The sequence below is a fragment of the Vreelandella venusta genome, from assembly GCF_015689495.1.
In the GTDB taxonomy this organism is placed as follows: domain Bacteria; phylum Pseudomonadota; class Gammaproteobacteria; order Pseudomonadales; family Halomonadaceae; genus Vreelandella; species Vreelandella venusta.
On the sequence record NZ_CP065135.1, the window covers coordinates 1,674,506 to 1,695,401 of the forward strand.

19 protein-coding genes are annotated in these 20,896 nt (G+C 51.7%); 8 read left to right on the forward strand and 11 right to left on the reverse strand.

Annotated features, from left to right (window positions below):
- Positions 1-46 precede the first annotated feature (46 nt).
- From IR195_RS07905 to IR195_RS07925, 5 genes are all read left to right on the forward strand, one after another.
- Positions 47-1,861: an NAD(P)/FAD-dependent oxidoreductase gene (locus IR195_RS07905; protein WP_125747271.1), complete on the forward strand. Its 1,815-nt coding sequence runs from the start codon at positions 47-49 to the stop codon at positions 1,859-1,861.
- Between the two features lie 58 nt (positions 1,862-1,919).
- A complete protein-coding gene (locus tag IR195_RS07910; protein ID WP_125747273.1) occupies positions 1,920-2,696 on the forward strand; it encodes an SDR family NAD(P)-dependent oxidoreductase in 777 nt (258 codons plus the stop codon).
- Positions 2,697-2,722: 26 nt separating this feature from the next.
- Positions 2,723-3,772, forward strand: coding sequence for a 2,3-butanediol dehydrogenase (locus tag IR195_RS07915; protein ID WP_206049763.1), 1,050 nt, complete (start codon positions 2,723-2,725; stop codon positions 3,770-3,772).
- Positions 3,773-4,056: 284 nt separating this feature from the next.
- Positions 4,057-4,554, forward strand: a complete 498-nt coding sequence (locus tag IR195_RS07920) for a GAF domain-containing protein (RefSeq protein WP_206049214.1) — start codon at positions 4,057-4,059, stop codon at positions 4,552-4,554.
- Positions 4,555-5,047: 493 nt separating this feature from the next.
- Positions 5,048-5,656: an OmpW/AlkL family protein gene (locus IR195_RS07925; protein ID WP_171880227.1), complete on the forward strand. Its 609-nt coding sequence runs from the start codon at positions 5,048-5,050 to the stop codon at positions 5,654-5,656.
- 83 nt (positions 5,657-5,739) lie between these two features.
- On the opposite strand, the gene pepQ is transcribed toward IR195_RS07925, so the two are convergent.
- The 8 genes from pepQ to IR195_RS07965 form a co-directional block, all read right to left on the reverse strand.
- Positions 5,740-7,029 carry a Xaa-Pro dipeptidase gene (gene pepQ, locus IR195_RS07930; RefSeq protein ID WP_206049215.1) on the reverse strand — a complete coding sequence of 430 codons (1,290 nt, stop codon included), beginning with the start codon at positions 7,027-7,029 and terminating at the stop codon, positions 5,740-5,742.
- Between the two features lie 83 nt (positions 7,030-7,112).
- The gene (locus IR195_RS07935; RefSeq protein ID WP_125747280.1) at positions 7,113-8,024 is read right to left on the reverse strand and encodes a LysR family transcriptional regulator; all 912 of its coding nucleotides are present in this window, start codon (positions 8,022-8,024) and stop codon (positions 7,113-7,115) included.
- Between the two features lie 49 nt (positions 8,025-8,073).
- On the reverse strand, positions 8,074-9,135 hold the full coding sequence (locus IR195_RS07940) for an ABC transporter ATP-binding protein (RefSeq protein ID WP_206049217.1): 1,062 nt from the start codon (positions 9,133-9,135) through the stop codon (positions 8,074-8,076).
- On the reverse strand, positions 9,132-10,148 hold the full coding sequence (locus IR195_RS07945) for an ABC transporter ATP-binding protein (RefSeq protein ID WP_206049219.1): 1,017 nt from the start codon (positions 10,146-10,148) through the stop codon (positions 9,132-9,134). Before IR195_RS07945 ends, IR195_RS07940 begins: the two co-directional genes overlap by 4 nt.
- Before the next feature lie 7 nt (positions 10,149-10,155).
- Positions 10,156-11,100 carry an ABC transporter permease gene (locus IR195_RS07950; protein WP_146943816.1) on the reverse strand — a complete coding sequence of 315 codons (945 nt, stop codon included), beginning with the start codon at positions 11,098-11,100 and terminating at the stop codon, positions 10,156-10,158.
- A complete protein-coding gene (locus tag IR195_RS07955) occupies positions 11,097-12,146 on the reverse strand; it encodes an ABC transporter permease (protein WP_089038088.1) in 1,050 nt (349 codons plus the stop codon). The genes IR195_RS07950 and IR195_RS07955 overlap by 4 nt, the downstream gene beginning before the upstream one ends.
- 151 nt (positions 12,147-12,297) lie before the next feature.
- A complete protein-coding gene (locus IR195_RS07960; protein ID WP_206049221.1) occupies positions 12,298-13,869 on the reverse strand; it encodes an ABC transporter substrate-binding protein in 1,572 nt (523 codons plus the stop codon).
- Positions 13,870-14,195: 326 nt separating this feature from the next.
- Positions 14,196-14,582 carry a glutaredoxin family protein gene (locus IR195_RS07965; RefSeq protein WP_206049223.1) on the reverse strand — a complete coding sequence of 129 codons (387 nt, stop codon included), beginning with the start codon at positions 14,580-14,582 and terminating at the stop codon, positions 14,196-14,198.
- Between the two features lie 242 nt (positions 14,583-14,824).
- Here IR195_RS07965 and mpl point away from each other — a divergent pair, with 242 nt between their 5' ends.
- The 3 genes from mpl to IR195_RS07980 are packed head-to-tail and all read left to right on the forward strand — an operon-like array spanning position 14,825 to position 17,498.
- Positions 14,825-16,210, forward strand: coding sequence for a UDP-N-acetylmuramate:L-alanyl-gamma-D-glutamyl-meso-diaminopimelate ligase (gene mpl / locus IR195_RS07970; RefSeq protein WP_206049224.1), 1,386 nt, complete (start codon positions 14,825-14,827; stop codon positions 16,208-16,210).
- On the forward strand, positions 16,207-16,875 hold the full coding sequence (locus IR195_RS07975) for a flavin prenyltransferase UbiX (protein ID WP_206049226.1): 669 nt from the start codon (positions 16,207-16,209) through the stop codon (positions 16,873-16,875). Before mpl ends, IR195_RS07975 begins: the two co-directional genes overlap by 4 nt.
- Positions 16,875-17,498, forward strand: coding sequence for a LysE family translocator (locus IR195_RS07980; protein WP_206049764.1), 624 nt, complete (start codon positions 16,875-16,877; stop codon positions 17,496-17,498). Before IR195_RS07975 ends, IR195_RS07980 begins: the two co-directional genes overlap by 1 nt.
- A 10-nt stretch (positions 17,499-17,508) precedes the next feature.
- Here the strand turns inward: IR195_RS07980 and IR195_RS07985 are convergent, their stop codons facing one another.
- Genes IR195_RS07985 through IR195_RS07995 form a run of 3 tightly spaced genes read right to left on the reverse strand, consistent with a single transcriptional unit; the run spans position 17,509 to position 20,710 of the window.
- A complete protein-coding gene (locus IR195_RS07985; protein WP_206049228.1) occupies positions 17,509-18,900 on the reverse strand; it encodes a bifunctional DedA family/phosphatase PAP2 family protein in 1,392 nt (463 codons plus the stop codon).
- Positions 18,901-18,927: 27 nt separating this feature from the next.
- The gene (locus tag IR195_RS07990) at positions 18,928-19,860 is read right to left on the reverse strand and encodes a diguanylate cyclase domain-containing protein (RefSeq protein WP_206049229.1); all 933 of its coding nucleotides are present in this window, start codon (positions 19,858-19,860) and stop codon (positions 18,928-18,930) included.
- The gene (locus tag IR195_RS07995) at positions 19,853-20,710 is read right to left on the reverse strand and encodes a hypothetical protein (RefSeq protein WP_206049230.1); all 858 of its coding nucleotides are present in this window, start codon (positions 20,708-20,710) and stop codon (positions 19,853-19,855) included. Before IR195_RS07995 ends, IR195_RS07990 begins: the two co-directional genes overlap by 8 nt.
- Between the last annotated feature and the right edge of the window lie 186 nt (positions 20,711-20,896).

Sequence of the window (20,896 nt, forward strand, 5' to 3'; positions counted from 1 at the left end):
CATCACAGTTAACTCAACAATAACAAATGCACATGGAGTACCCGCTATGTCAAAGATAACGGCACAAGTCCAGCAAACCCCCACGGAGACTGTTCAAGCGTGGCTGCAGGATTTCGATACTGCCCTTCAAACCCAGGATATTGAGCGAGTACTGTCGCTGTTTGGAGACGAGTGCTACTGGCGTGACTTTCTTACGTTTACCTGGAATTTAAAAACCTGTGAAGGCAAAGATGAAATTCAGGCCATGCTCAATGCCACGCTCAATAACGCACAGCCTACGGACTGGCAGTTAGAAGGCGAGGCCACTGAAAACGGCGATATCTACGATGCGTGGTTTAATTTCAATACAGCGGTTGCCCGCGGTAAAGGCTATTTGCGCCTTAAAGAAGGCAAGTGCTGGACGTTGTTAACTACCATGCAAGCACTGAACGACTACCCTGAGCAGTGCAATCACCATCGTCCCAAAGGAGCTGAGCACGGTGCCAATAAGCAGCGTGAAACGTGGTTGGAGTCACGGGAGCGTGAAGAAGCAGAGCTAGGCTATACCCAGCAGCCTTACTGCGTGATTATTGGCGGTGGCCAGGGTGGTATTGGTTTAGGCGCACGGCTCAGGCAACTGGGTGTGCCAACGATCATCATTGAGCGCAACGAGCGCGCGGGAGACTCTTGGCGTAAGCGCTATAAGTCACTCTGCTTGCACGATCCAGTGTGGTACGACCACCTTCCCTATATCCCTTTCCCAGATAACTGGCCGGTATTCGCCCCGAAAGACAAAGTGGGTGATTGGCTGGAAATGTACACAAAAGTGATGGAGCTCAATTATTGGAGTTCCACCGAGTGTCAGAATGCTAGCTACGACGAAGCCGCAGGTGAGTGGGTAGTTAAGGTTAAGCGCAACGGCGAAGAGATCACGCTACGGCCCAAGCAACTGGTAATGGCTACCGGTATGTCTGGAATGCCCAATGTGCCTAAATTCCCAGGAGCGGAAAATTTTGCAGGCGAACAGCAGCACTCTAGCCAGCATCCGGGGCCGGATGCCTACAAAGGTAAGAAGTGCGTCATCGTAGGCTCTAATAACTCGGCTCATGACATTGCCGCCGCGTTATGGGAGCACGATGCTGATGTCACTATGCTGCAGCGCTCATCTACTCATATTGTGAAGTCGGATTCATTGATGGAGGAGGTGCTGGGACCGCTTTATTCGGAAGAGGCTGTGGCGAATGGATTAACCCATGAGAAAGCCGATTTAGTGTTTGCCTCGATTCCGTACAAAGTATTACCGGATTTTCAGCGCCCTGCTTTTGAAGCGATTAAAAAGCGTGACGCCGAGTTTTACCAAAAGCTTGAGAGCGCAGGCTTTATGCTCGATTTCGGTGACGATGAATCCGGGCTGTTTTTGAAATATTTGCGCCGCGGTTCAGGCTATTACATCGATGTGGGAGCCTGTGACCTAGTGGCCAGTGGCGACATCAAGCTGCGCAGCGGCGTGGGCATTGAACGAATTAACCCGCACTCCATCACGCTTACCGATGGCAGCGAGCTTGATGCTGACTTGATCGTTTATGCCACCGGCTATGGCTCGATGAATGGCTGGGCGGCGCGGCTTATTTCTCAAGAAGTGGCCGATAAAGTCGGCAAGTGCTGGGGGCTAGGTTCCGACACCACCAAAGACCCGGGTCCATGGGAAGGAGAGCTGCGCAATATGTGGAAGCCCACTCAGCAAGAGGCACTGTGGTTCCATGGCGGCAACCTACACCAGTCGCGGCACTACTCACGTTATTTAGCGCTGCAGTTAAAAGCACGCATGGAAGGGCTAGATACCCCTGTCTATGGCCTGCAGCCAGTTCATCACTTGGGCTGAGCGTTTATGCGAGTCGGTATACCGACTCGGTTCAATTAATTAAAGAGGAGAGACGCTCATGCAATTGAATGGAAAGACAGCATTAGTCACTGGCGGAGGGCGTGGCATAGGTCAGGGTATTGCGATGGCACTGGCAAAAGCTGGTGCGGATGTGGCCGTCGCCGACTTGGATATTAAAATTGCAGAAGAAACGACTGCTAAGGTCGAAGCGCTTGGCCGTCGTAGTATTGCGCTACAGGTCGATGTTTCGTCCTCCGAGTCGGTGAATATGCTGATACAGGCGGTGCAAGAATATTTCGGGCAACTAGATATTGCTGTCAATAACGCAGGAATTATCAGCATTCATTCGGTTGAGGAGCTGTCTGCGCAGGAGTGGGACCGTGTTATGGCGGTCAATGCTAAAGGTACATTTCTGTGTACACAGGCTGAGTTAGAAGTCATGCGGCCACGCCGATATGGGCGGATAGTCAACGTCTCTTCCATCGCTGGCAAGGTTGGGTTTCCTAATCTTTCCCATTATTCCGCTTCTAAGTTTGCGGTCATTGGCTTTACCAATGCTGTCGCTAAGGAAGTCGCATCCGATGGCGTGACAGTCAATGCGCTATGCCCAGGGGTTGTCGGCACTGGTATGTGGCGGGGAGAAGATGGTCTTGCTGGGAGATGGCGTGAAGAGGGGGAAACTGAGCAGGCCTCCTGGGAGAGGCATCAAAAAACCTTACTGCCTCAGGGCGAAGCGCAAACGCCTGAGGACATGGGGCAGCTGGTGGTCTATCTGGCTTGCGCCGAACACGTAACTGGGCAAGCAATTGCCGTAGATGGGGGATTCTCTCTGTGACCTATAGCAACGACGAAAAGAGCACTATGCAGGCAGCGGTTTGGTATGCGGCGAAAGATCTCCGTGTAGAGCAAATGCCGATACCGACGATTAACGGCCCTCATGAGGTAAAAGTTAAGGTGGCGGCGTGTGGTATTTGTGGTAGCGATTTGCATGAATACGCCGCTGGGCCGATTTTTATTCCGGTCGATAAGCCTCACCCCATTAGCGGTGAGCAAGCACCGATTATCATGGGGCACGAATTCGCTGGTGAAGTGGTTGAGGTGGGCGACAAAGTAACCCGAGTGAAAGTGGGAGATCGCGTCGCCATAGAACCGATTCTTTCACCTAACCAGAACGGTGCTTATCAGATGGAGCGCTACAACCTCACGCCGCTATTGGGTTTCCATGGCCTTTCTGGTGGCGGCGGTGGCTTCTCGGAGTTCACCGTGATGGGGGAGCATATGGTGCATAAGCTGCCGGATGACCTCAGCTTCGAGCAAGGGGCACTGGTAGAGCCAGCGGCGGTTGCTTTGCATGCCGTTCGTCAAAGTAGTTTGAAGGCAGGTGATAGCGCAGCAGTATTTGGCGCGGGCCCGATTGGCTTAATGACCATCGAGGCACTAAAAGCGGCAGGCGCCGCGCAAATTTACGCCGTCGAGGTAGCGCCTTCACGTAAAGCGAAAGCCGAAGCGCTTGGCGCTATCGTGGTCGATCCGCAGCAAGAAGATGCAGTGGCTAAGCTACACATATTGAGCAACGGTGGTGTTGACGTAGCGTTTGAAGTGACCGGGATTCCCGCCGTATTGAATCAGTCGGTGCACAGTACTCACGAAGGCGGAGAAGTGATCGTGGTCAGTATTTGGGAAGGGGAGGCCAGTTTCCATCCCAACGATCTGGTCATTAAAGAGCGTACCATGAAAGGCATTATTGCCTATCGCCATGTTTACCCTGCGGTCATGGCACTCATGCAGCGAGGCTACTTCCGTGCTGAAGATATGGTAACCCAGCGTATTCCGCTAGCAGATATTGTTGAAGAGGGATTCGAGGCGCTGTTAAGTGATAAGGCGCAGGTGAAAATAATCGTCACGCCCTAGCGGTGCTGCGAGTAACGACCCAAGGCCATCTGATGATGGCCTTTTTTGATTGTAAATTAACATTAGCTGCTGACGCGGCAGTCTACGTTTTTAGTTTAACAATGATTTTCTTATAACTTATTGATAATAAAAAGATATTTTTTATGGGGCATGGAGTGTGATTGTAAAAAAAGCTAAACCAGCGACAAAAGCTGAATTAATGCATACATTTTACTAATAAAAATGATTTAAGCAGCATTGCTGCATGAATGACGCTATCCATTACCTAAGAAGAGGGTGTTGCCATGGTAAAGGGTGAGCAGGCAAGGCTACGGGAATTGCGCCAACTGGCGCTTTTGGATACCCCTCCTGAAGAGCGTTTCGATAGAATTGCTCGACTGGCGATCCAGTTTTTTGGTGTGGAGGCTGCGCTGGTAACGTTAGTCGATGAAGATCGCCAATGGTTTAAATCCCGACAAGGGATCGCGCTTACCCAAACGTGTCGAACAGAGTCGTTTTGTGCCCATGCCATTCAGGAAGAAGGAATTTTTGAGATTGAAGATGCCAGCCAAGACAGCCGTTTTAAAGACTTTGTTCTGGTAAAAGCGCATCGAGGGATACGTTTCTATGCGGGCGTACCGATGACAACGACGAATGGCTTCAAGGTAGGCACGTTTTGTCTTATTGACTCCGTGCCACGACGTTTAAGTGAGCAGCAGCGTCAGGTGTTAAGAGATTTAGCGGCATGTGCTGAAGATGAGATCAACCGATCACACTCGAAGCACTGCTCTAGACAATGCTAAATATAATTTATCATAGAGCGATTCGTTATGAGGCAAAACCAGCCTGCCATGCTCATAGATGGTGCGCTTTGGCATTGATAACAATGCATTACGACAAGTATTTAGTTTTAATGTTTAATAAGCTATTGTTTTTGATTGATAAAATTTAAATTGGCACGCGGTTCGCTATGTATTAGGTAAGAAGCAAATGAACAGAGTTCCTGCGTTAAACGGGTGTCTCTTCCTTCTTTGCTACATCGCCCCAACAGAGATTGGTAAGCGATACACCGAGTGAGCTGGCGTGCTCCACCTGGGTCCCCTTCGGGGGACTTTTTTTGTCTGTGCTTTGTACCTGACGCTTATAACCGACTCAGCTTGACGGCAGCCCTTTAGTTGTAAAACTTATATTAAAATAACACAACAAGTTTGGAAACGCTGTTCGATTGGTATATATTGTATAAGTAGCTGGAGTTACCGGCACCAATCCCAAGCAAGATGTAAGAGGATGACCCTGATGAGTAAATTAAAATTAGTATCTGCTGCTGTCCTTTCCGCTAGCGCATTGATCGCCAGCCAAGCAGCGCTCGCTTACGAAGCAGGTGACGTTTTCGTACGTGGTGGTGTCGCCCAAACGGATACGGGTTCTGGAAATGGCAATGTTGGCGCGGCAGATTTAAACGTTCAAAGCGCGCGAGGATTTACGTTTGGCGCGGGTTACCTGTTCACCGATAAGCTTGGCGCTGAACTGAACAGCTCCGAGAAGTTTGAACACGACCTCAACACACGTCCTGGTGGCAGCGCAGGCAGCGTAGATCGCCTACCGATTAATCTGTTGGTTAACTACTATCCGATGGGTGGTTTGGACTCTAAGGTTCAGCCTTATGTAGGCGTTGGCTTGAACTATACTCGCTTCTCCGGCGAGCCCACTGGCTTAAGCGTTGATGAAAGCTATGGCGCGATTGGTCAGGCGGGGGTTGATTTAGCGGTTACTGATAACATCATGTTAAACGGTTATGTTAGCTATGCAGACGTGAATGCCGACATCAATGCAGCTGGTAACAAGGTCGGTAAAGTAAACATGGAACCCGTTACTATCGGTGGTGGCGTTACTTACCGCTTCTAACGAGAAGTGTGCAGGGTGATCTTGCCCTCAATCTGAAAGTCGCCCGGCCTGGGGAGTTAATCCTTGGGTCGGGCGTTTTTTGGTTAAGGCGTTAAGTTTTGGAAGCCACTTTCTGTGACAACGACGTTATCTTCAATACGGATGCCGCCACAGTTGGCTAACGAGTCAACGACTTTCCAGTTAATCGGTAGTGCTTTGTCGCGCAATGGGGCTAGCAACATAGGAATATAGTAGAACCCAGGCTCTATCGTTACTACCATGCCAGGGCGCAGCGTACGGGTTAAACGTAGCGCTGGGTGCTGCTCAGGAGCGGGTGAGGGCGTTCCATCTGGATGGCGAATCCCTGCCACATCATGAACCTGCAGCCCCAGCGAATGGCCTAAACCGTGCGGGCAAAAAGCTCGCGTGATTCCTTCATCAATTGCCTGTTCTGCGCTGCCCTGAAAAAGGTCATTGGCAATAAGAATATCTGCCAACAAACCATGCATTTGCTCATGTAGGGCAATGAAATCGACGCCTGGAGCAACGCTTTCCACCAGCGTGTCTTTTAACTGGTGGATACTATCAATTAAGTCACGATAGATGCTCGGCGCGTCAGGGCCTGCATAAGTGCGTGTAATATCAGCGCAGTAACCGCGAAAACGGCGACCAGCATCAACCAATAGGCTATGTCGTTGCGTAGGGCTATTTAGATCATAGTGTTGGTAGTGTAATACGCCCGCATGATCATTTAGCCCAATAATATTCTGATAGGGGACATCAGATTCCCGCTGCCTGCTGGCAGCCAGATAGGCCAGTTGAATATCTAGCTCAGCTGATGCGCCAATAAAAGCAGCCTGGGCGGCTTGATGCCCTGCGATGGCAAGCCGGTTGGCTTCGCTTAAACAGGCTATTTCATAAGCAGTCTTAAACATGCGCAGTTCATCAAGGGCTCTAACCAGTGGTTCGGGCTGATACTGCGCGTCTAGTGCTAGGCGTGTGGTGGCCTCGATATCACCGATCACTGCGGCGCGACCCGCTAACGCTGGTGTGGCCTTTTCGCTACATAGATGGATATCAAACTCAGTTACCCATGGCTCTTCAGGCAGGCAAGTAGGCAAATGCCAGAAATCTGCCGGCGCATACAAATACAGCTGCGGGCGCTTGCCGGGTTGAATCACCAGCCAACTATGCTGAATATCGGCCATGCCTACCCAGTGCATAAAATGGCCGTACGTTTGGAAGGTTGGCGTTTGGTCGTCGCCAAAGTGTGCACTGGCGTGGCCGCTATAGATGGCTAAGCTATCGAGACCGTGTCTTGTTAACAGGTCTGCATAGGCTTGCTGTAAATGCGCAAGGTGTTCGCGCTGCAGGTTAAATAATGAAGCTGACATTCAAGTAGTGTCCTTTTTTCAGTACGGCTCGGCCATAAACCCTGATGATGGTAACAAGTCGGCTAATAACCTTAACGACTGGCTTAATTGCGCGGTGGAGCGAGCTCACTCCACAGGCTATCCAGCTCTGCGTGATGCTGATTTTGATGCCGGTATAGTCGCAGCTCCATCGGGACATCCCAACGGCTATCGCCAGCTCTGATTAATGTGCCATTGGATAGCTCAGCGGCAATGTTGCGTTCGGGTAACCAACTCATGCCGTAGCCTAGAAGCACCAGCTCTTTAATACCCGCCGCATAGAGGTTTTCACTTTGCGCCGTGAGATAGGTGCTTTGCGGTAAGCGGGCGAGGTGCGCTTTTACCGCTGAGCCCAATAAGCCGCGCTTTGGATAAGCTAGGCAGGGTGTGGGGTGTTGGCGTGAGCCGGGGAGTAACGCGCAAGGTGTGCCATTCGCATCCAGGCCTGTGACAGGAATCAAGCGCTCGTGGCCAATCACCCGATACGTGCAGGCACTGGTATCAATGTCTAAATCGCAACGTCCGATTGGCCAATAGCAGATAGCAAGATCGCACTCTGCTCGGCCAAGCGCTTGAAAATAGTCGCTAGCCGCCCACCCGGTTGCTCGCAAATAGGGCTGTATGCGCTCCTGCCAACCCGTAGCAGCAAGCCATTCTGGCAAAAACTGCGGGAGTAGGCTCTGTGGAGCAGCCACCATGATACGGCGCTGCTGTCCGGCGCTGATTTCTCGCACGCGGTCACGGGTTAAGCGCACACGATCAGTTACCTGTTCGCACAGTGTCAGAAACTCCTCTCCCGCCGGGGTTAGCGAAAGTGGCAACGTCTGTCGGTTGATCAGCGTCACGCCCATCTCTTCCTCTAGCAATTTAATGCGCCGGGAAAAGGTGGGCTGCGTGACGTGCTGTTCATCCGCTGCGCGAGAGAAGTGTCGCGTTCTGGCCAGGGCGATAAAGTCTTCTAGCCAGCGAATTTCCATGCCTTACCTCGTCGTCCTGCCAAACGTGATGCTGTCGTTAAAATTGGCGTCATAGCCGGCCTTCTTCAACAGCGTGGCACGCAACGCGAGTGCCGTCACCCTGTGTTTGCAGGGTCGGGATTTCCTGATGGCAGCGGGCGTTGGCATGGGGGCAACGGCCATGGAAGACACAACCGCTCGGTAAGTTGACCGGCGTGGGCACTTCTCCGGTAAGACGAATATGCTGGGGGCGGTCATCTTTTAAGCGGGGAATCGCGGATAGTAGCGCTTGGGTATAGGGATGGCGCGGTTTAGCAAATAGCGTTGCCGTTGTGGCCACTTCACACACCGTGCCTAAGTACATCACTGCTACGCGGGTGCCAAAGTGCTCGACCACTGCCAAATCGTGAGTGATAAATAGATAGGTCAGGTTACGCGCTTGTTGCGCTTCCATCAGCAGGTTGAGTACTTGTGCCTGAATGGAGACATCCAGTGCCGATATGGGCTCGTCGGCAACAATAAACTCAGGGTCAACGGCTAGGGCGCGTGCTATGGCGATACGCTGGCGCTGACCACCGGAAAACTCATGCCCAAAGCGCTTGCCCCAGTCGGGATCTATCCCCACTGAACCCATAACGTCCTTGACCTTGTCGAGTATCTTGTCACGGTTCCAGTCTGGGTGGTGCAAGCGTAGCGGCTCTTCCAGCGTTTGCTGAATCGTCATACGTGGATTAAGCGAGGCATAAGGATTTTGGAAAATCATCTGCATGCGCTTACGGTAAGGTAGCAGCTGGCGAGAGCTCAAATTATCAATGCGTTGCCCGTCATAGCGAATCTCACCCTCTGTGGGGGTGAGTAAGCCCATTACCGTGCGTGCTACGGTGGACTTACCGCAGCCAGATTCACCCACCACGCACAGCGCTTCGCCGCGTTTAATATCAAGGTTAACACCATTAATGGCATGAACATGCTCTTGGTGACGCACTAGTCTGCCGCCTTTAAAGCGCAGCTGCTCCAAAAAATCCCCTGATAATGAAAAGCGCTTCTTAAGGCCACGAATTTGTAGCAACGATTCGCTGCTCTCTTCATTTTGCGTGGGCGCAGCGTTGCGAGTTTCGACCTGAGCACTCATGACGTTTCCTCCTTCAGGCGACGATCTTCAAGCATTTCAGCCACCATATGGCAGGCGACACGGCAATTGCCGGATTCGACGAATTCAGGCACTTGCTGGGTGCAGGCAGGGCGTGGTTGTCCATCTGCCCTATTGATGAAGTCGCAGCGAGGGTGAAACGCGCAGCCGCCAGGTAAGTTGGAGAGTGATGGCATGCTGCCACGGATCTGGTTGAGCTTTTCACCTGGGGTCGCCATTTGCGGTAACGCGTTGATCAGCCCTTGGGTATAGGGGTGCTGAGGATCGTTGATGATTTCCCGTGTGAGGCCTTGCTCAATAACGCGACCGGCGTACATAACCAGCATGCGCTGGGTGACCTGACTCACTACCCCCAGGTCGTGGGTGATGAGAATCAGACCCACGTTGTGCTGTTCGCATAGCTCAAGCAACAGCGCCATGATTTCCGCTTGGATGGTCACGTCCAGGGCGGTAGTCGGTTCATCGGCAATGATAATATCGGGGTCGAGCAGTAGGGCGATGGCGATAATAATACGCTGACGCATACCGCCGGAAAGCTCATGAGGGTACTGATCCAAGCGTGTTTCTGGCGAGGGGATTTGTACCTGCTGCAGCTTATCCAGGGCAATCGCTCGGGCTTCTTTGGTGGAGATGCGTCGGTGGGCTTTTAAGCACTCGACCATCTGCTCACCAATCGAGAGCACGGGATTTAGTGTCATCATCGGATCTTGGAAGATCATCGAGATGCGGTTACCGCGTATTTTGCGCAGGCCGCGCTCAGACATGGCGTTAAGCGTCTGACCTTCAAACGTTATGCTGCCACCCGCTATAAAGCCGGGTTTGGCGATTAGGTTAAGTAGCGAGAAGGCGGCCACAGATTTACCCGCGCCAGATTCGCCTACGATGCCTAAGCGCTCGCCGCGCTCCAGGGTGAAATTGACATCGCGTAGAGCGCGCACTTCACCTTGGCGAAGGGCAAAACGTACATCGAGTTGAGAGACTTCAAGTAGTGCCATGGTGTCCTCAGCCTTTATAGAGTCGTGGGTTCATGACATCACGTAGCCAATCGCCCAATAGATTGATAGACAGCACCAGCACAATGAGTACTGCTCCAGGAATCAGGGTGATCCACCAAGACCCTGATTGGATATAATCAAAGCCCGATTTAATGAGTGAACCAAGCGACGGGTGGGTTTCGGGCATTCCCAAGCCTAAAAATGACAGTGCAGCCTCTGAGATAATCGCGTTGGCAATTTGCACCGTTGAGATAACAAAAATCGGTGACATGGTATTAGGTAGCACATGGCGGAACATGATGCGTTTGCTACGTAGACCCATGACGCGTGCGGCATCAACATACTCTTTGTTTTTCTCAGCCAGTACTGAAGCGCGCACCGTGCGTGCATACTGCGGCCATTCGGCTAACCCGATAATCAAAATAAGCATGAGCACGGCATATTGGCTGTAAAACGCGCTGCCCATGGTGGCTTTCACTAGAGCGCCCACCACGATAGCGACCATCAGGGTAGAAAATGACAGCTGGATATCGGCCAAGCGCATTAACAACGCATCGACGCGGCCGCCTAGATAGCCTGCCATTAGGCCGAACGTTACACCGAGCAGCGCTTGAAGAATGACCGCGCCAAAGCCAATTAGTAGCGATACGCGAGTGCCGTAGAGAATAATCGACCATAAATCGCGCCCTTGAGCGTCGGTGCCTAAGCTATAACGCTCATCGGCACCCTCAATCCAAAAGGGAGGCAGCTCGGACGACATAATGTCGATTTGAGCCAGATCATAAGGGTCGGTAGGGGCTAGCAATGGCGCTGAAAACGCTGCAATAACTAGGCAAATAAACATCGCGAGGCACAGTTGAGCCGTGCGGTCGCGTTTAAAGCTGTACCATAAGTAGGAGTCGCGCAGGCGTTCCCAGCGGCTAGGTGCAGTCGTTGTTGTGGGCGTTGTCATGCGGGCTTACCTGTCAGTTTTACGGTGGGGTTAACGAAGCCGTAGATCAAATCCACAATGGTGTTCGTCACCACGAAAATGACGCCGACAATCATCAGGTAGGTAACAATCAGCGGTATATCGGCACGATTAATGGCATCAAGAAACATTAGTCCCATGCCCGGCCACTGGAAAACGGTTTCGGTCAAAATGGTGTAAGCCACCATGGTGCCTATCTGTACGCCACCAACGGTGATAACCGGCAGCATGGTGTTTTTGAGCGCGTGTACAAAGTAAACGCGTCGCATTGAAATACCTTTGGCGCGGGCGTATTTCACGTACTCTGATTGCAGCACTTCCATCATTTCCGCACGAATCAGGCGGATAAACAGCGGTAACATAATTGATGCCAATGAAATCGCGGGCAATGCTAGGTGCTGTAAACCACTCCAGGTGGCTAAGTTAGTGTCCCAGTGGCCTACCACATGCACTAAATCATAGCCGCGACCAAACGACGGCATATTGCCCTCTGTCGATAGCAGACCATTGAGCCAGGCTCCCCAGCTGGTACTTTCAGGAAACGGCGTGATAGTGATGCCAATCGCAAAAATCTGAATCAATAAGATGGCGGTCAAAAACACCGGTATCGAAATGCCGATGATCGAAGCCCCCATAAAAAAACGTGATATAGGTGAGCGAGGTTTTATCGCGCTATAAACGCCAATCGGTACTGAGAAAAGCACAATAATCAGCGTGGCTGCGAACACCAGCTCAAGGGTTGCGGGCAAATGCCGGGCAATAACCTCTAACGCAGGTTCACGATAAAAATATGAGTCACCAAAATCGCCTTGAACGGCGTTTTTCGCAAAGCGTACATACTGAACTAAAAATGGATCATTTAAGCCCAAGCGCTCGCGAATGGCTTCACGCTCGCTTTCGGGAACCGACTGACCGACCATCTGTTGTACAGGGTCACCCAGGTTATCCTGGATGGCGAAGGCCAGTACACTGATGACAAACATCACCAATATCGCGTGCATCAGGCGCTTGATTAAAAAAGCAATCATGGCGTACGCCACCTATGTAATAGGTTTAATAGAGCGTTAATTGCAAGTTAGGGCGAAGCCTATGATGAGGCTATTAACCACATACAACGCTTCGTCCCCCAAGGCGTTGGGGAACGAAGCATCCTTGCAGGTGTGAAAGTAAGCGTGGTAATTAGCGGCTAATTACCAGGTCACCTAGATAGGGGAAGTCTAGGGCGTTAACAACTGGCTCGATATCAACGCCGTTAGCTGCACCATAGGCAAGGTTCTGCCAATGCAGCGTGATGTAGCCCACGTCTTCATAAAGCATGGCTTCGGCTTCACGTAGCATTTCATTGCGTTTTTCGAGATCGGTTTCGCTATCTGCCGCAGTCACAAGTGCGTCGATTTCTTCGTTGCAGTAGCTGCCGTAGTTGTACTGGCCAGCGCCAGTCTCTTCATCAATACAGAAAGAGAGGTACTGGAAGAAGTTGGCGGTGTCTTCGGTATCAGCGTGCCAGCCAATCATCGCCATGTCGGAAGCGCGCTCATCATACTCAGGCCAGTATTGAGCGAGGGGCATGGTGCGCAGATTAACGTTAATGTTAATTTGTGCCAGCATATTTGCCACTGCTTGAGCGATCTGGGCATCGTTCACATAGCGGTTATTGGGCGCGATCATGTCAACGCTGAACCCTTCCTCGTAGCCCGCTTCTGCCATCAGCTCTTTGGCACGTTCAATGTCATAACGAGGCACTAAGTCAGGGTTGTGGCCTGAATAGCCTTCGGGAGAGAACTGGCTTGCAGGCGTGGCGAAACCGCGCATTAAGCGGTCGGCAATACCCTCTTGGTTAATCGCCAGGTCAACGGCCTGACGCACACGAGCATCCTGGAAGGCTTCAACGCGCTCTTCGTTCATTTGGAAGCCGATGATGCGCGTACCATCCACTTCTACTAGGTTGGCGTTATCGGCTTCGCGAACACGGTCCAGATCGTTGGGCGGTACGGCATCAATAAAGTCAACGCCGCCTGACAGCAGTGCCGCCACGCGTGAGGCATTCTCAGCAATAGGCGTCAGCACAATTTTAGAAACGTTGCCTTCGCTTTCGGTATCCCAGTAATCTTCAAAGCGTTCAAAATCAACGCGGACACCTTGGCGGCGTTCAGTGATAATAAATGGGCCTGTGCCCGATGCATTACGCGATGCGAATGAGTTGCCCGCTTTTACGATTTCTGCTTTTGCATTGCCGTTTTCCGTTTCCCCCGAGTAGAACTCGCTATCCATAGGGAAAATGTAGGTAGCAAGGTTGAGCAGTAGTGGGTAGGGCTCAGTGGTGGTAATTTCGACAGTGTAATCGTCAACTGCTTCGGCGCCTGCGATAGGCTCGAAAATAGCGCGATAATCGGGGCTCTCTTTGAGACGCTCAATGGTCCATACCACGTCTTTGGCGGTGAACGCGTTACCAGAGTGGAACTTGACGCCTTCACGCAGCGTCATGCGTGTTGTGGTTTCGTCTACCTGTTCCCACTCGGTCGCCAGACGCGGCTCAAACTGAAAATCCTTTGTCCAACGTACCAGTGGGTCAAACGCTAAGTGTGAAAGGCGCAACATGCCACCAGATAACTGCTCGTGGATATCGAGAGTTTCTGGATCGGCAGAGTAACCAATGCGCAGGGTTTCTGCGCTTGCGGTCATGGGTAGCATCGTCGTGCCTGCAACCACAGCACCAATAACAGAAGCCAGTAGCGTTTTCTTGAACGTCATAATGTTTCCCTTTGTATTGTTTGTTGTTCACTTTGCTGGTTAACGCCAGGGTGTTTTAAAACGGAGTGTTTTAAAACTGGTTGCGTTTGCAAGCCAGCAAAACAGACACGGTCAGCTTGTAAGCTGTTCTAACGATATTGTGTTCTCTGTAAACATAGAGAGAGGGAGGCACGTCATACAATCGAAATAATGAGAGGTATCATTCATCTGCTGAATGACAGGGCTGGGCACGGCATTAAGAGGAAAGGAGATTAGACGAAGGTGTAGGGGGGTGAGCCGCTATTAAGGCGCTTCTGCTCAATAGCGGCATCTGTATAAAGGTATTTTTAAGCGAAATGTTGGTGCAACCAGCGGTTAATGGCATCTGACTCGTAGAGCCACTCTTCACGGCCGTCTTCATGGTTGATTTTTAAACAAGGAACTTTCACCTTGCCACCGCCTTCTTGAAGGGCTTTTTTATGAGCTGGATCTAGCTGGGCATCGCGCAGTTCAATCTTAAGTCCCAGGCGGGCGATCTCTTTGCGTACTTTGATGCAGAAAGGGCACGTCCGAAACTGGTAGAGGGCTAAGTGTTCACAGGCAGCATCGACCTTGGCTTGCTCTTCCTCGGTACGCTCTACCGCTTTTGGGGTTGAAAGCTTCTCAGAGATCAACATGACGGGGGCTAGAATAAGGCGAACACCTCTGAAGAAATAGCGAATTAAAACGCGCATCGTAAGCTCCCTCGTTAGCACTGACACTGGTCAGCGATAGGATATGTATGAATGATCGTGTCTAACAGATCATGAGCAAAAAGGTAGCCGCATCCTGCATCAAACTGGGCGTTTTGTCACTTCTGAACGAGCCTTGGCGCTAGTTTTAAAGCCCAGACCTGCCTTGAACTAGATGAGCCAGTTAACGTTGCATGCTAGTCTCAGCAGCTTAGTTAACTGGTTAAGTAAGGAGCGCTTCACCTATGCGTCTGCATATTATGGGTATCTGCGGCACTTTTATGGGCAGCCTGGCTTTGCTGGCGCGGGAGTTAGGGCATCAGGTGAGCGGCTCAGATACGAATGTGTATCCTCCCATGAGTACCCAGTTGGAAGAGGCCGGGATCACCTTGATGGAAGGGTATCGCGCTGAAAACCTTGCTGAGCAACCTGACCTTATCATTGTCGGTAATGCGCTATCGCGGGGTAATCCCGAAGTCGAGGCGTTGCTAAATAGCGGTTTGCCCTATACTTCTGGCGCTCAGTGGTTGGCTGAACATGTACTGCCTGGCAGGCAAGTCATTGCCGTTGCAGGTACTCACGGTAAGACCACCACTGCCAGCCTTTTGGCATGGCTATTGGAAAGCGCTGGCTTAACGCCTGGATTTTTGATTGGCGGCGTGCCGCGTAATTTTGGCGTGTCAGCACGCTTAGGCCATCACGACAGTCCCTTTATTGTCGAGGCTGACGAGTACGATACGGCGTTCTTTGACAAGCGCTCTAAGTTTGTTCACTACCGCCCCCAAATTGCGGTGATGAATAACTTGGAGTTTGACCATGCCGATATATTCCCTGACCTTGCGGCGATTGAACGCCAGTTTCACCATTTGGTGCGAACTGTGCCGAGCCAAGGCTGCTTGCTGGTTGCTGATCAACAGCCAGCGCTGGAGCGTGTTCTGGAAATGGGGGCGTGGTCGTCGGTCGAGCATTTCGGCACTTTAGCCAGCAGCGAGTGGCAGCTGCGTTTGGAGCGTGAAGATGGTAGTCGCTTTCAGGTACTCCACATTGGGGAAAACAGCGAAGAGGACGGCGTGGTCGAGTGGTCGTTAACCGGTGAGCACAACGCGCGCAATGCACTTGCGGCACTTGCTGCAGCGAGCCGTTGCGGTGTGAATCTCGCTCGCGCTTGTGCGGCTCTGGCGCGTTTTAAGACGCCCCGTCGACGTCAGGAAATCATTGGTGAAGTGGACGGTGTGCAAGTCATCGATGATTTTGCTCATCATCCAACTGCGATTGCAGCGACCTTAAAAGGGCTGCGAGCTGCCACCACAAAAGGGCGGCTGCTCGCAGTGATTGAGCCGCGCTCCAACACCATGCGTTTAGGCGCTCTACGTGCTCGACTAAACGAGAGCGTTGCCGAAGCGGATGCAGTGTTCTGGTTTCAACCAGCAGGGCTTGACTGGTCCATGGAGACGTTAGTGGCTGAGCAAGGCGAACACGCCGAGTTATATAGCGATATTAATGCACTTGTTAATGCGGTTGTGGCTCAAGCGACTCCGCTCGACCATATTGTTGTAATGTCCAATGGCGGTTTCGAGGGCGTTCACCAGCGTCTATTGAGTGCGCTGTCTGCCAAGGAGCAAGCTAAGTGACAGACTTTAAACCTCCGGTGACAGTGGCGCTGACAGGTGCTTCGGGGGCGCAATATGGCCTGCGCTTGATCGATGTATTGGTGGCCTCTGGGCATGAAGTATGGGTGATGATTTCAAAAGCGGCGCACATGGTCATTGCCACTGAGACGGATGTGTCGTTACCTGCCCAGCCAAAGCGCTTAGTCGAGGCGCTTACTGAGCAGAGTGGTGCCAAGCCCGGTCAAATCCGCTGTTTTGGTCGTGAAGACTGGATGGCGCCCGTTGCATCGGGGTCTGGGGCTCCCTCTGCGATGGTGATTTGTCCCTGCTCTACCGGTACGTTGTCTGCCGTTGCAACAGGCGCGAGCAACAACTTAATTGAGCGTGCCGCTGACGTTGCTATAAAAGAGCGGCGGACACTAGTCATGGTGCCGCGTGAGAGTCCATTTTCGCCCATTCACTTAGAGCACATGCTGGCGCTAAGCCGCTTGGGGGTCGTGATTTTACCTGCGGCTCCAGGTTTTTATCATCGCCCAGAACGGATAGAAGATTTGATCGACTTTGTGGTCGCCCGAATACTCAATCAGCTAGGTATCACCCACCGTCTGGTACCGCGTTGGGGAGAGGGCTATGAAGCTATCTCACGCGATACAGATAACGACGTAAACAACACGGAAGAGCAATGATGATGTCATGGGCGACGCTGTCAGTGTTTGTACCCACTTTTTTATTCGTTTCACTAACGCCGGGGATGTGTATGACGCTGGCCATGGTGCTGGGGATGACTCAGGGAGTGAAGCGAACACTGTGGATGATGGTAGGGGAGTTAGTTGGTGTAGGTATTGTGGCAGCCGCTGCCGGCGCTGGTGTGGCCGCGTTAATGCTACGTCAGCCCGAGCTGTTCATTGCGTTTAAATGGGTAGGCGGCGCTTACCTAGCTTATTTGGGCGTTATGATGTGGCGCTCTAGAGGGCGCATGGCTATTCCTGCCGAGCTTAATGCCGGACCTGCTGCAGGACGAGTGCAGTTGGCCGCTCAGGGGTTAGTCACGGCAGTGGCCAACCCTAAAGGCTGGGCCTTTTTCATGGTGCTGTTGCCGCCGTTTTTAGATAGTAGCCGAGCCCTTGCGCCTCAGTTAAGCCTGCTGATTGCAGTTATTTTAGTAATCGAGTTTGCCAGTATGCTGGTGTATGCCACTGGAGGAAAAACGTTGCGCAAAGTGCTGGGCAAAAGCGGCAATGTAAGGTTACTTAATCGAATTGCCGGGACATTAATGATTGGAGTGGGAATCTGGCTGGCCCTGGGATAACCGCGAATGGCTAGACAGGTGGCATCAGCATAATCCGCAAAACTAGCAGCGCGGTGGTGGAAGCCACGAGTTTGCCCCATGGGCAAGGAGGTAGCGGAGCTCTAACGCGCCGCTGCCAATTCAGCCGAGTGAGGGCGCATATCAGTAAACCTAAGAGCGCACCGCCGATGAGGTCACTTAGCCAATGAACGCCTAATATCAAGCGCGATAACGCCATGGGAGTTGCTAAGACAATAGCCAGCCAATAAATCCAAACGCGTTGTTTGCGGTGCAATTCTGCTGCAATGAAAGCCGCAGCTAGCCCCACAATAACAACCGTCGTGGAAGTGTGTGCACTTGGATATGAAAATGAGCCAATTAAGTGCTCTGGTGTTGCTGGCCGAGTACGTTCAAAAACCATTTTTCCGACCGTATTAAGTAGCGCAACGCCACCGATAGCAAAGACCCAATGGCAGAGAACATCCATGCGTTTATGGTGTATAAGCCAAACTGCCAAAGGCAGAAGCAGTGCGCTAACCCCAAGTGCATCCCCTATTTTAGCCAAAACTAGGCTGGTTAACTGAAGTGGTTCATTGGTTAACCAGCTAAACAGCCGCTGTGCTTGTAGGTCTAGCGCTAGTGGGCCTTGATGGTGGATGACTAGCAGGGTCCAGGCTGAGACACCTGCCAGTGTGATCAAAAACAGCAGTAACGAGGCTAGCGGCACTTCATCGTTAAGGCTCATTGAGAGCCACGACCGACGCATAAAGGGGGTACGGCGAATAAGGCGTGCTGTCGCTAAGTAAATGAATCCGTGGCGTCCAACCTGGGCTCTTCCCCAGGAAAAAATCACTGCCAGCACGACGATGCTGGCGCTTAATGTAATGATTGCTGTTTCTATATTTTGGGGGAGATTGAGGTGCTGTTGCCAGGTTCTTCCTAATAAGTAGCCAGGCAACACATAAGCGGGAGCCCACAGGACTGCGGAGGTGACGTTGGCCCACAAAAAAGTGCGCTTTGGCATCCGCATCATACCTGCAATAAGCGGAATAATTGGGCGGACTGGGCCTACGAATCGGCCAATAAAGACGGAATGGACACCATAACGGTTAAAAAAACGTGCGCCGCGTTCCAGCCATTCTGGATGCATGGATAAAGGCCAGCGATTAGTGACCTGCTCACGATGGTGGTAGCCGAGCAGGTAGCTAATGCTATCCCCCAAAATGGCGCCTATTAACGCAGCGCCGATTAGCCATGGCAGGTCAATGGCTTCATGCCCCGCTACGGACGAAGCAGCGGTAATCAACACAACACCAGGGACCAGTAAGCCAACGAGCGCAAGGGATTCAAACAGTGAAATTAGTGCCACCAACAGTAATAACATGGCTGGCGAAAGTGACAGGGCAAAAAGTGTATCAGCCATGAAAAATACTGCTCCATTGGATCCGCATTAGGCTATAGATAATGCGTTGGCACGAGCTTCCAAGCGACTGATATAGCGTTCAAAGCTCTCATTTCGGCATGGCAGGCAAACAGCAATACGGGTTTCTAGCTGCCCAGTTTCCACTAGAACACGTTGGGATAATGCGCGTTGAAGCCGCTCGCGCACCAACATGGCACCGCTCTCACTTGTGTCAGGCAGCACTAGCCAGAACGTAGCGTTATCTGCTCGGCCTAACAGGTCGTGGTCGCGACAACGGCTATTTACTTCATTACAAAGAGCCCCTAGCAGCGCTGTCTTTGCACGTGAACCAAACTGTTCTTCCGCCATATCAAGCTGGGGTAAATGCATCACTAAGACCGCCAAGCGTTTGTTAAGCATTGCGGCGCGCAGGAACTCATTGTGTAGTCGCTCTTTAAGCGTATCAATATGGTAGGCATTGCAATCATTGTCGTTGGGGTCTGTTGCCCTCAACAATGCTCTCTGGCGTGCGTGCTCCCATGGCGGTAGGGCCATCAGCAGGGTGAGCGCGATATAAGCAATCACTGTCTCTGAGGCTGCATCGCTGTGACGGGTTAGTAGCCACCACAGGGGGCTGGACAATACCGTTAGTAATAAAGCGCTCGATAGCGGTAGTAAAAAAAAGGCAGCGGCTGTGGGCAGTCCGATCCAAATCGTCGAGGTGCTAGGGTTATGGTAGAAAGCGGCCAGGGTAATCACATAACTGCTGCCTAACAAAATAGCGCGGGGAACAACAGGGTTTAACGCTTGGCTGTGGTGCATTAACAACGCAGTAAGTAGCAGCAGTGTCACAAACATGGGCACTAAGAGGTCATGATAATTTCCCATGCTATAAAGCCAGAATGTGTACCCTGCTACTAGAACCACACTGACGGTGTAAGCAAACGTCATCAGGTGTCTTTGCCGCGGTTGATCAATCATCGTTAGCTTTCCGTTGTTGAAGCGGGAGCTGAACTAACGCCTCGACGGATAGGCGTGATAGCTCTATATCCATGAGTGGTAGGTGGTGGGAGTGCTGTGTTTCTGGGAGGCCTGCACAGAGAAGCTTGCGGCGATGGGCGGCTTCTTTGGCATTATGTGACAACATCAAAGCGGCAAGCGTCTGATTATTTAAGCGATAAACGTGTTCGAAGCTGTATATGAGGTTGCATAATTTTTGCGCCGTCGACCAAAGCTGATGGCGTTTCACTTGAATAATTAATAACTCTGCATAGATGGCTTCACGTTCAGAGCGGGTCTGTTCACGGCTCAGGTCTCTCAGCAGCTGTCCGCTTGGCCATAGATTTAGCCCGGGGATTAGCCTAAGGCGTTTGCGAATGGAGCCGTTAATATCGATTAACTGGCACGCTTTGGCACTGGATAGTACGCCTAGCGTGATCAATGTCGCCAACAGTAGTAGCGCTTCGGGTAAGCTAAGAAGAGGGGCAATTAATGACCAGCTAATCAACGCAGCGAAGGTATTGAATACGGCCACCCAGCGTTGCTGAGGCAGCATGAACATTGCCGCCCAAGCCCATATTAAAAAACTATGGCGTTCTGGAGCCACGGCAATCAGCCCCAACAGTAGCGCCCCGGTGATTACTTGCCAAGGTAGGGCTTTAGAACGACGATGGCTAAAATCGAGCAATAGCGCAGTAACAAAAAGCCAGCCTACAGACAACCAGAGTACTAGCGCGGCCACTGGCTGCGCCATATATGTCCAGTACGCTAATGCTAACGCCGCTGCGAACAAGTTAGCTCTCAGTAGGCGTATTTTGTACTTGCTTTGCATGGTGGCTTACTATTCACCTTTAATTCAGGGTTGCCCATGCAACACTTTGACTAGGCGTGGGCATCGAAATGTAATCATTAACAGCATCAGTATAACGCTCTAATGGCGTAACATACTGCCAAACACCTAGTACCACTACCATAGAATGCAATTTGCCTTGCATAGGCGATAAGACAGGGAGAAAGT

Excerpts from the sequence above, each read along its gene's own strand:
- IR195_RS07905 (WP_125747271.1), top strand. The coding sequence starts at position 47 with ATGTCAAAGATAACGGCACAAGTCCAGCAAACCCCCACGGAGACTGTT.
- IR195_RS07910 (WP_125747273.1), top strand. The coding sequence starts at position 1,920 with ATGCAATTGAATGGAAAGACAGCATTAGTCACTGGCGGAGGGCGTGGC.
- IR195_RS07915 (WP_206049763.1), top strand. The coding sequence starts at position 2,723 with ATGCAGGCAGCGGTTTGGTATGCGGCGAAAGATCTCCGTGTAGAGCAA.
- IR195_RS07920 (WP_206049214.1), top strand. The coding sequence starts at position 4,057 with ATGGTAAAGGGTGAGCAGGCAAGGCTACGGGAATTGCGCCAACTGGCG.
- IR195_RS07925 (WP_171880227.1), top strand. The coding sequence starts at position 5,048 with ATGAGTAAATTAAAATTAGTATCTGCTGCTGTCCTTTCCGCTAGCGCA.
- pepQ (WP_206049215.1), bottom strand. The coding sequence starts at position 7,029 with ATGTCAGCTTCATTATTTAACCTGCAGCGCGAACACCTTGCGCATTTA.
- IR195_RS07935 (WP_125747280.1), bottom strand. The coding sequence starts at position 8,024 with ATGGAAATTCGCTGGCTAGAAGACTTTATCGCCCTGGCCAGAACGCGA.
- IR195_RS07940 (WP_206049217.1), bottom strand. The coding sequence starts at position 9,135 with ATGAGTGCTCAGGTCGAAACTCGCAACGCTGCGCCCACGCAAAATGAA.
- IR195_RS07945 (WP_206049219.1), bottom strand. The coding sequence starts at position 10,148 with ATGGCACTACTTGAAGTCTCTCAACTCGATGTACGTTTTGCCCTTCGC.
- IR195_RS07950 (WP_146943816.1), bottom strand. The coding sequence starts at position 11,100 with ATGACAACGCCCACAACAACGACTGCACCTAGCCGCTGGGAACGCCTG.
- IR195_RS07955 (WP_089038088.1), bottom strand. The coding sequence starts at position 12,146 with ATGATTGCTTTTTTAATCAAGCGCCTGATGCACGCGATATTGGTGATG.
- IR195_RS07960 (WP_206049221.1), bottom strand. The coding sequence starts at position 13,869 with ATGACGTTCAAGAAAACGCTACTGGCTTCTGTTATTGGTGCTGTGGTT.
- IR195_RS07965 (WP_206049223.1), bottom strand. The coding sequence starts at position 14,582 with ATGCGCGTTTTAATTCGCTATTTCTTCAGAGGTGTTCGCCTTATTCTA.
- mpl (WP_206049224.1), top strand. The coding sequence starts at position 14,825 with ATGCGTCTGCATATTATGGGTATCTGCGGCACTTTTATGGGCAGCCTG.
- IR195_RS07980 (WP_206049764.1), top strand. The coding sequence starts at position 16,875 with ATGATGTCATGGGCGACGCTGTCAGTGTTTGTACCCACTTTTTTATTC.
- IR195_RS07985 (WP_206049228.1), bottom strand. The coding sequence starts at position 18,900 with ATGGCTGATACACTTTTTGCCCTGTCACTTTCGCCAGCCATGTTATTA.
- IR195_RS07990 (WP_206049229.1), bottom strand. The coding sequence starts at position 19,860 with ATGATTGATCAACCGCGGCAAAGACACCTGATGACGTTTGCTTACACC.
- IR195_RS07995 (WP_206049230.1), bottom strand. The coding sequence starts at position 20,710 with ATGCAAAGCAAGTACAAAATACGCCTACTGAGAGCTAACTTGTTCGCA.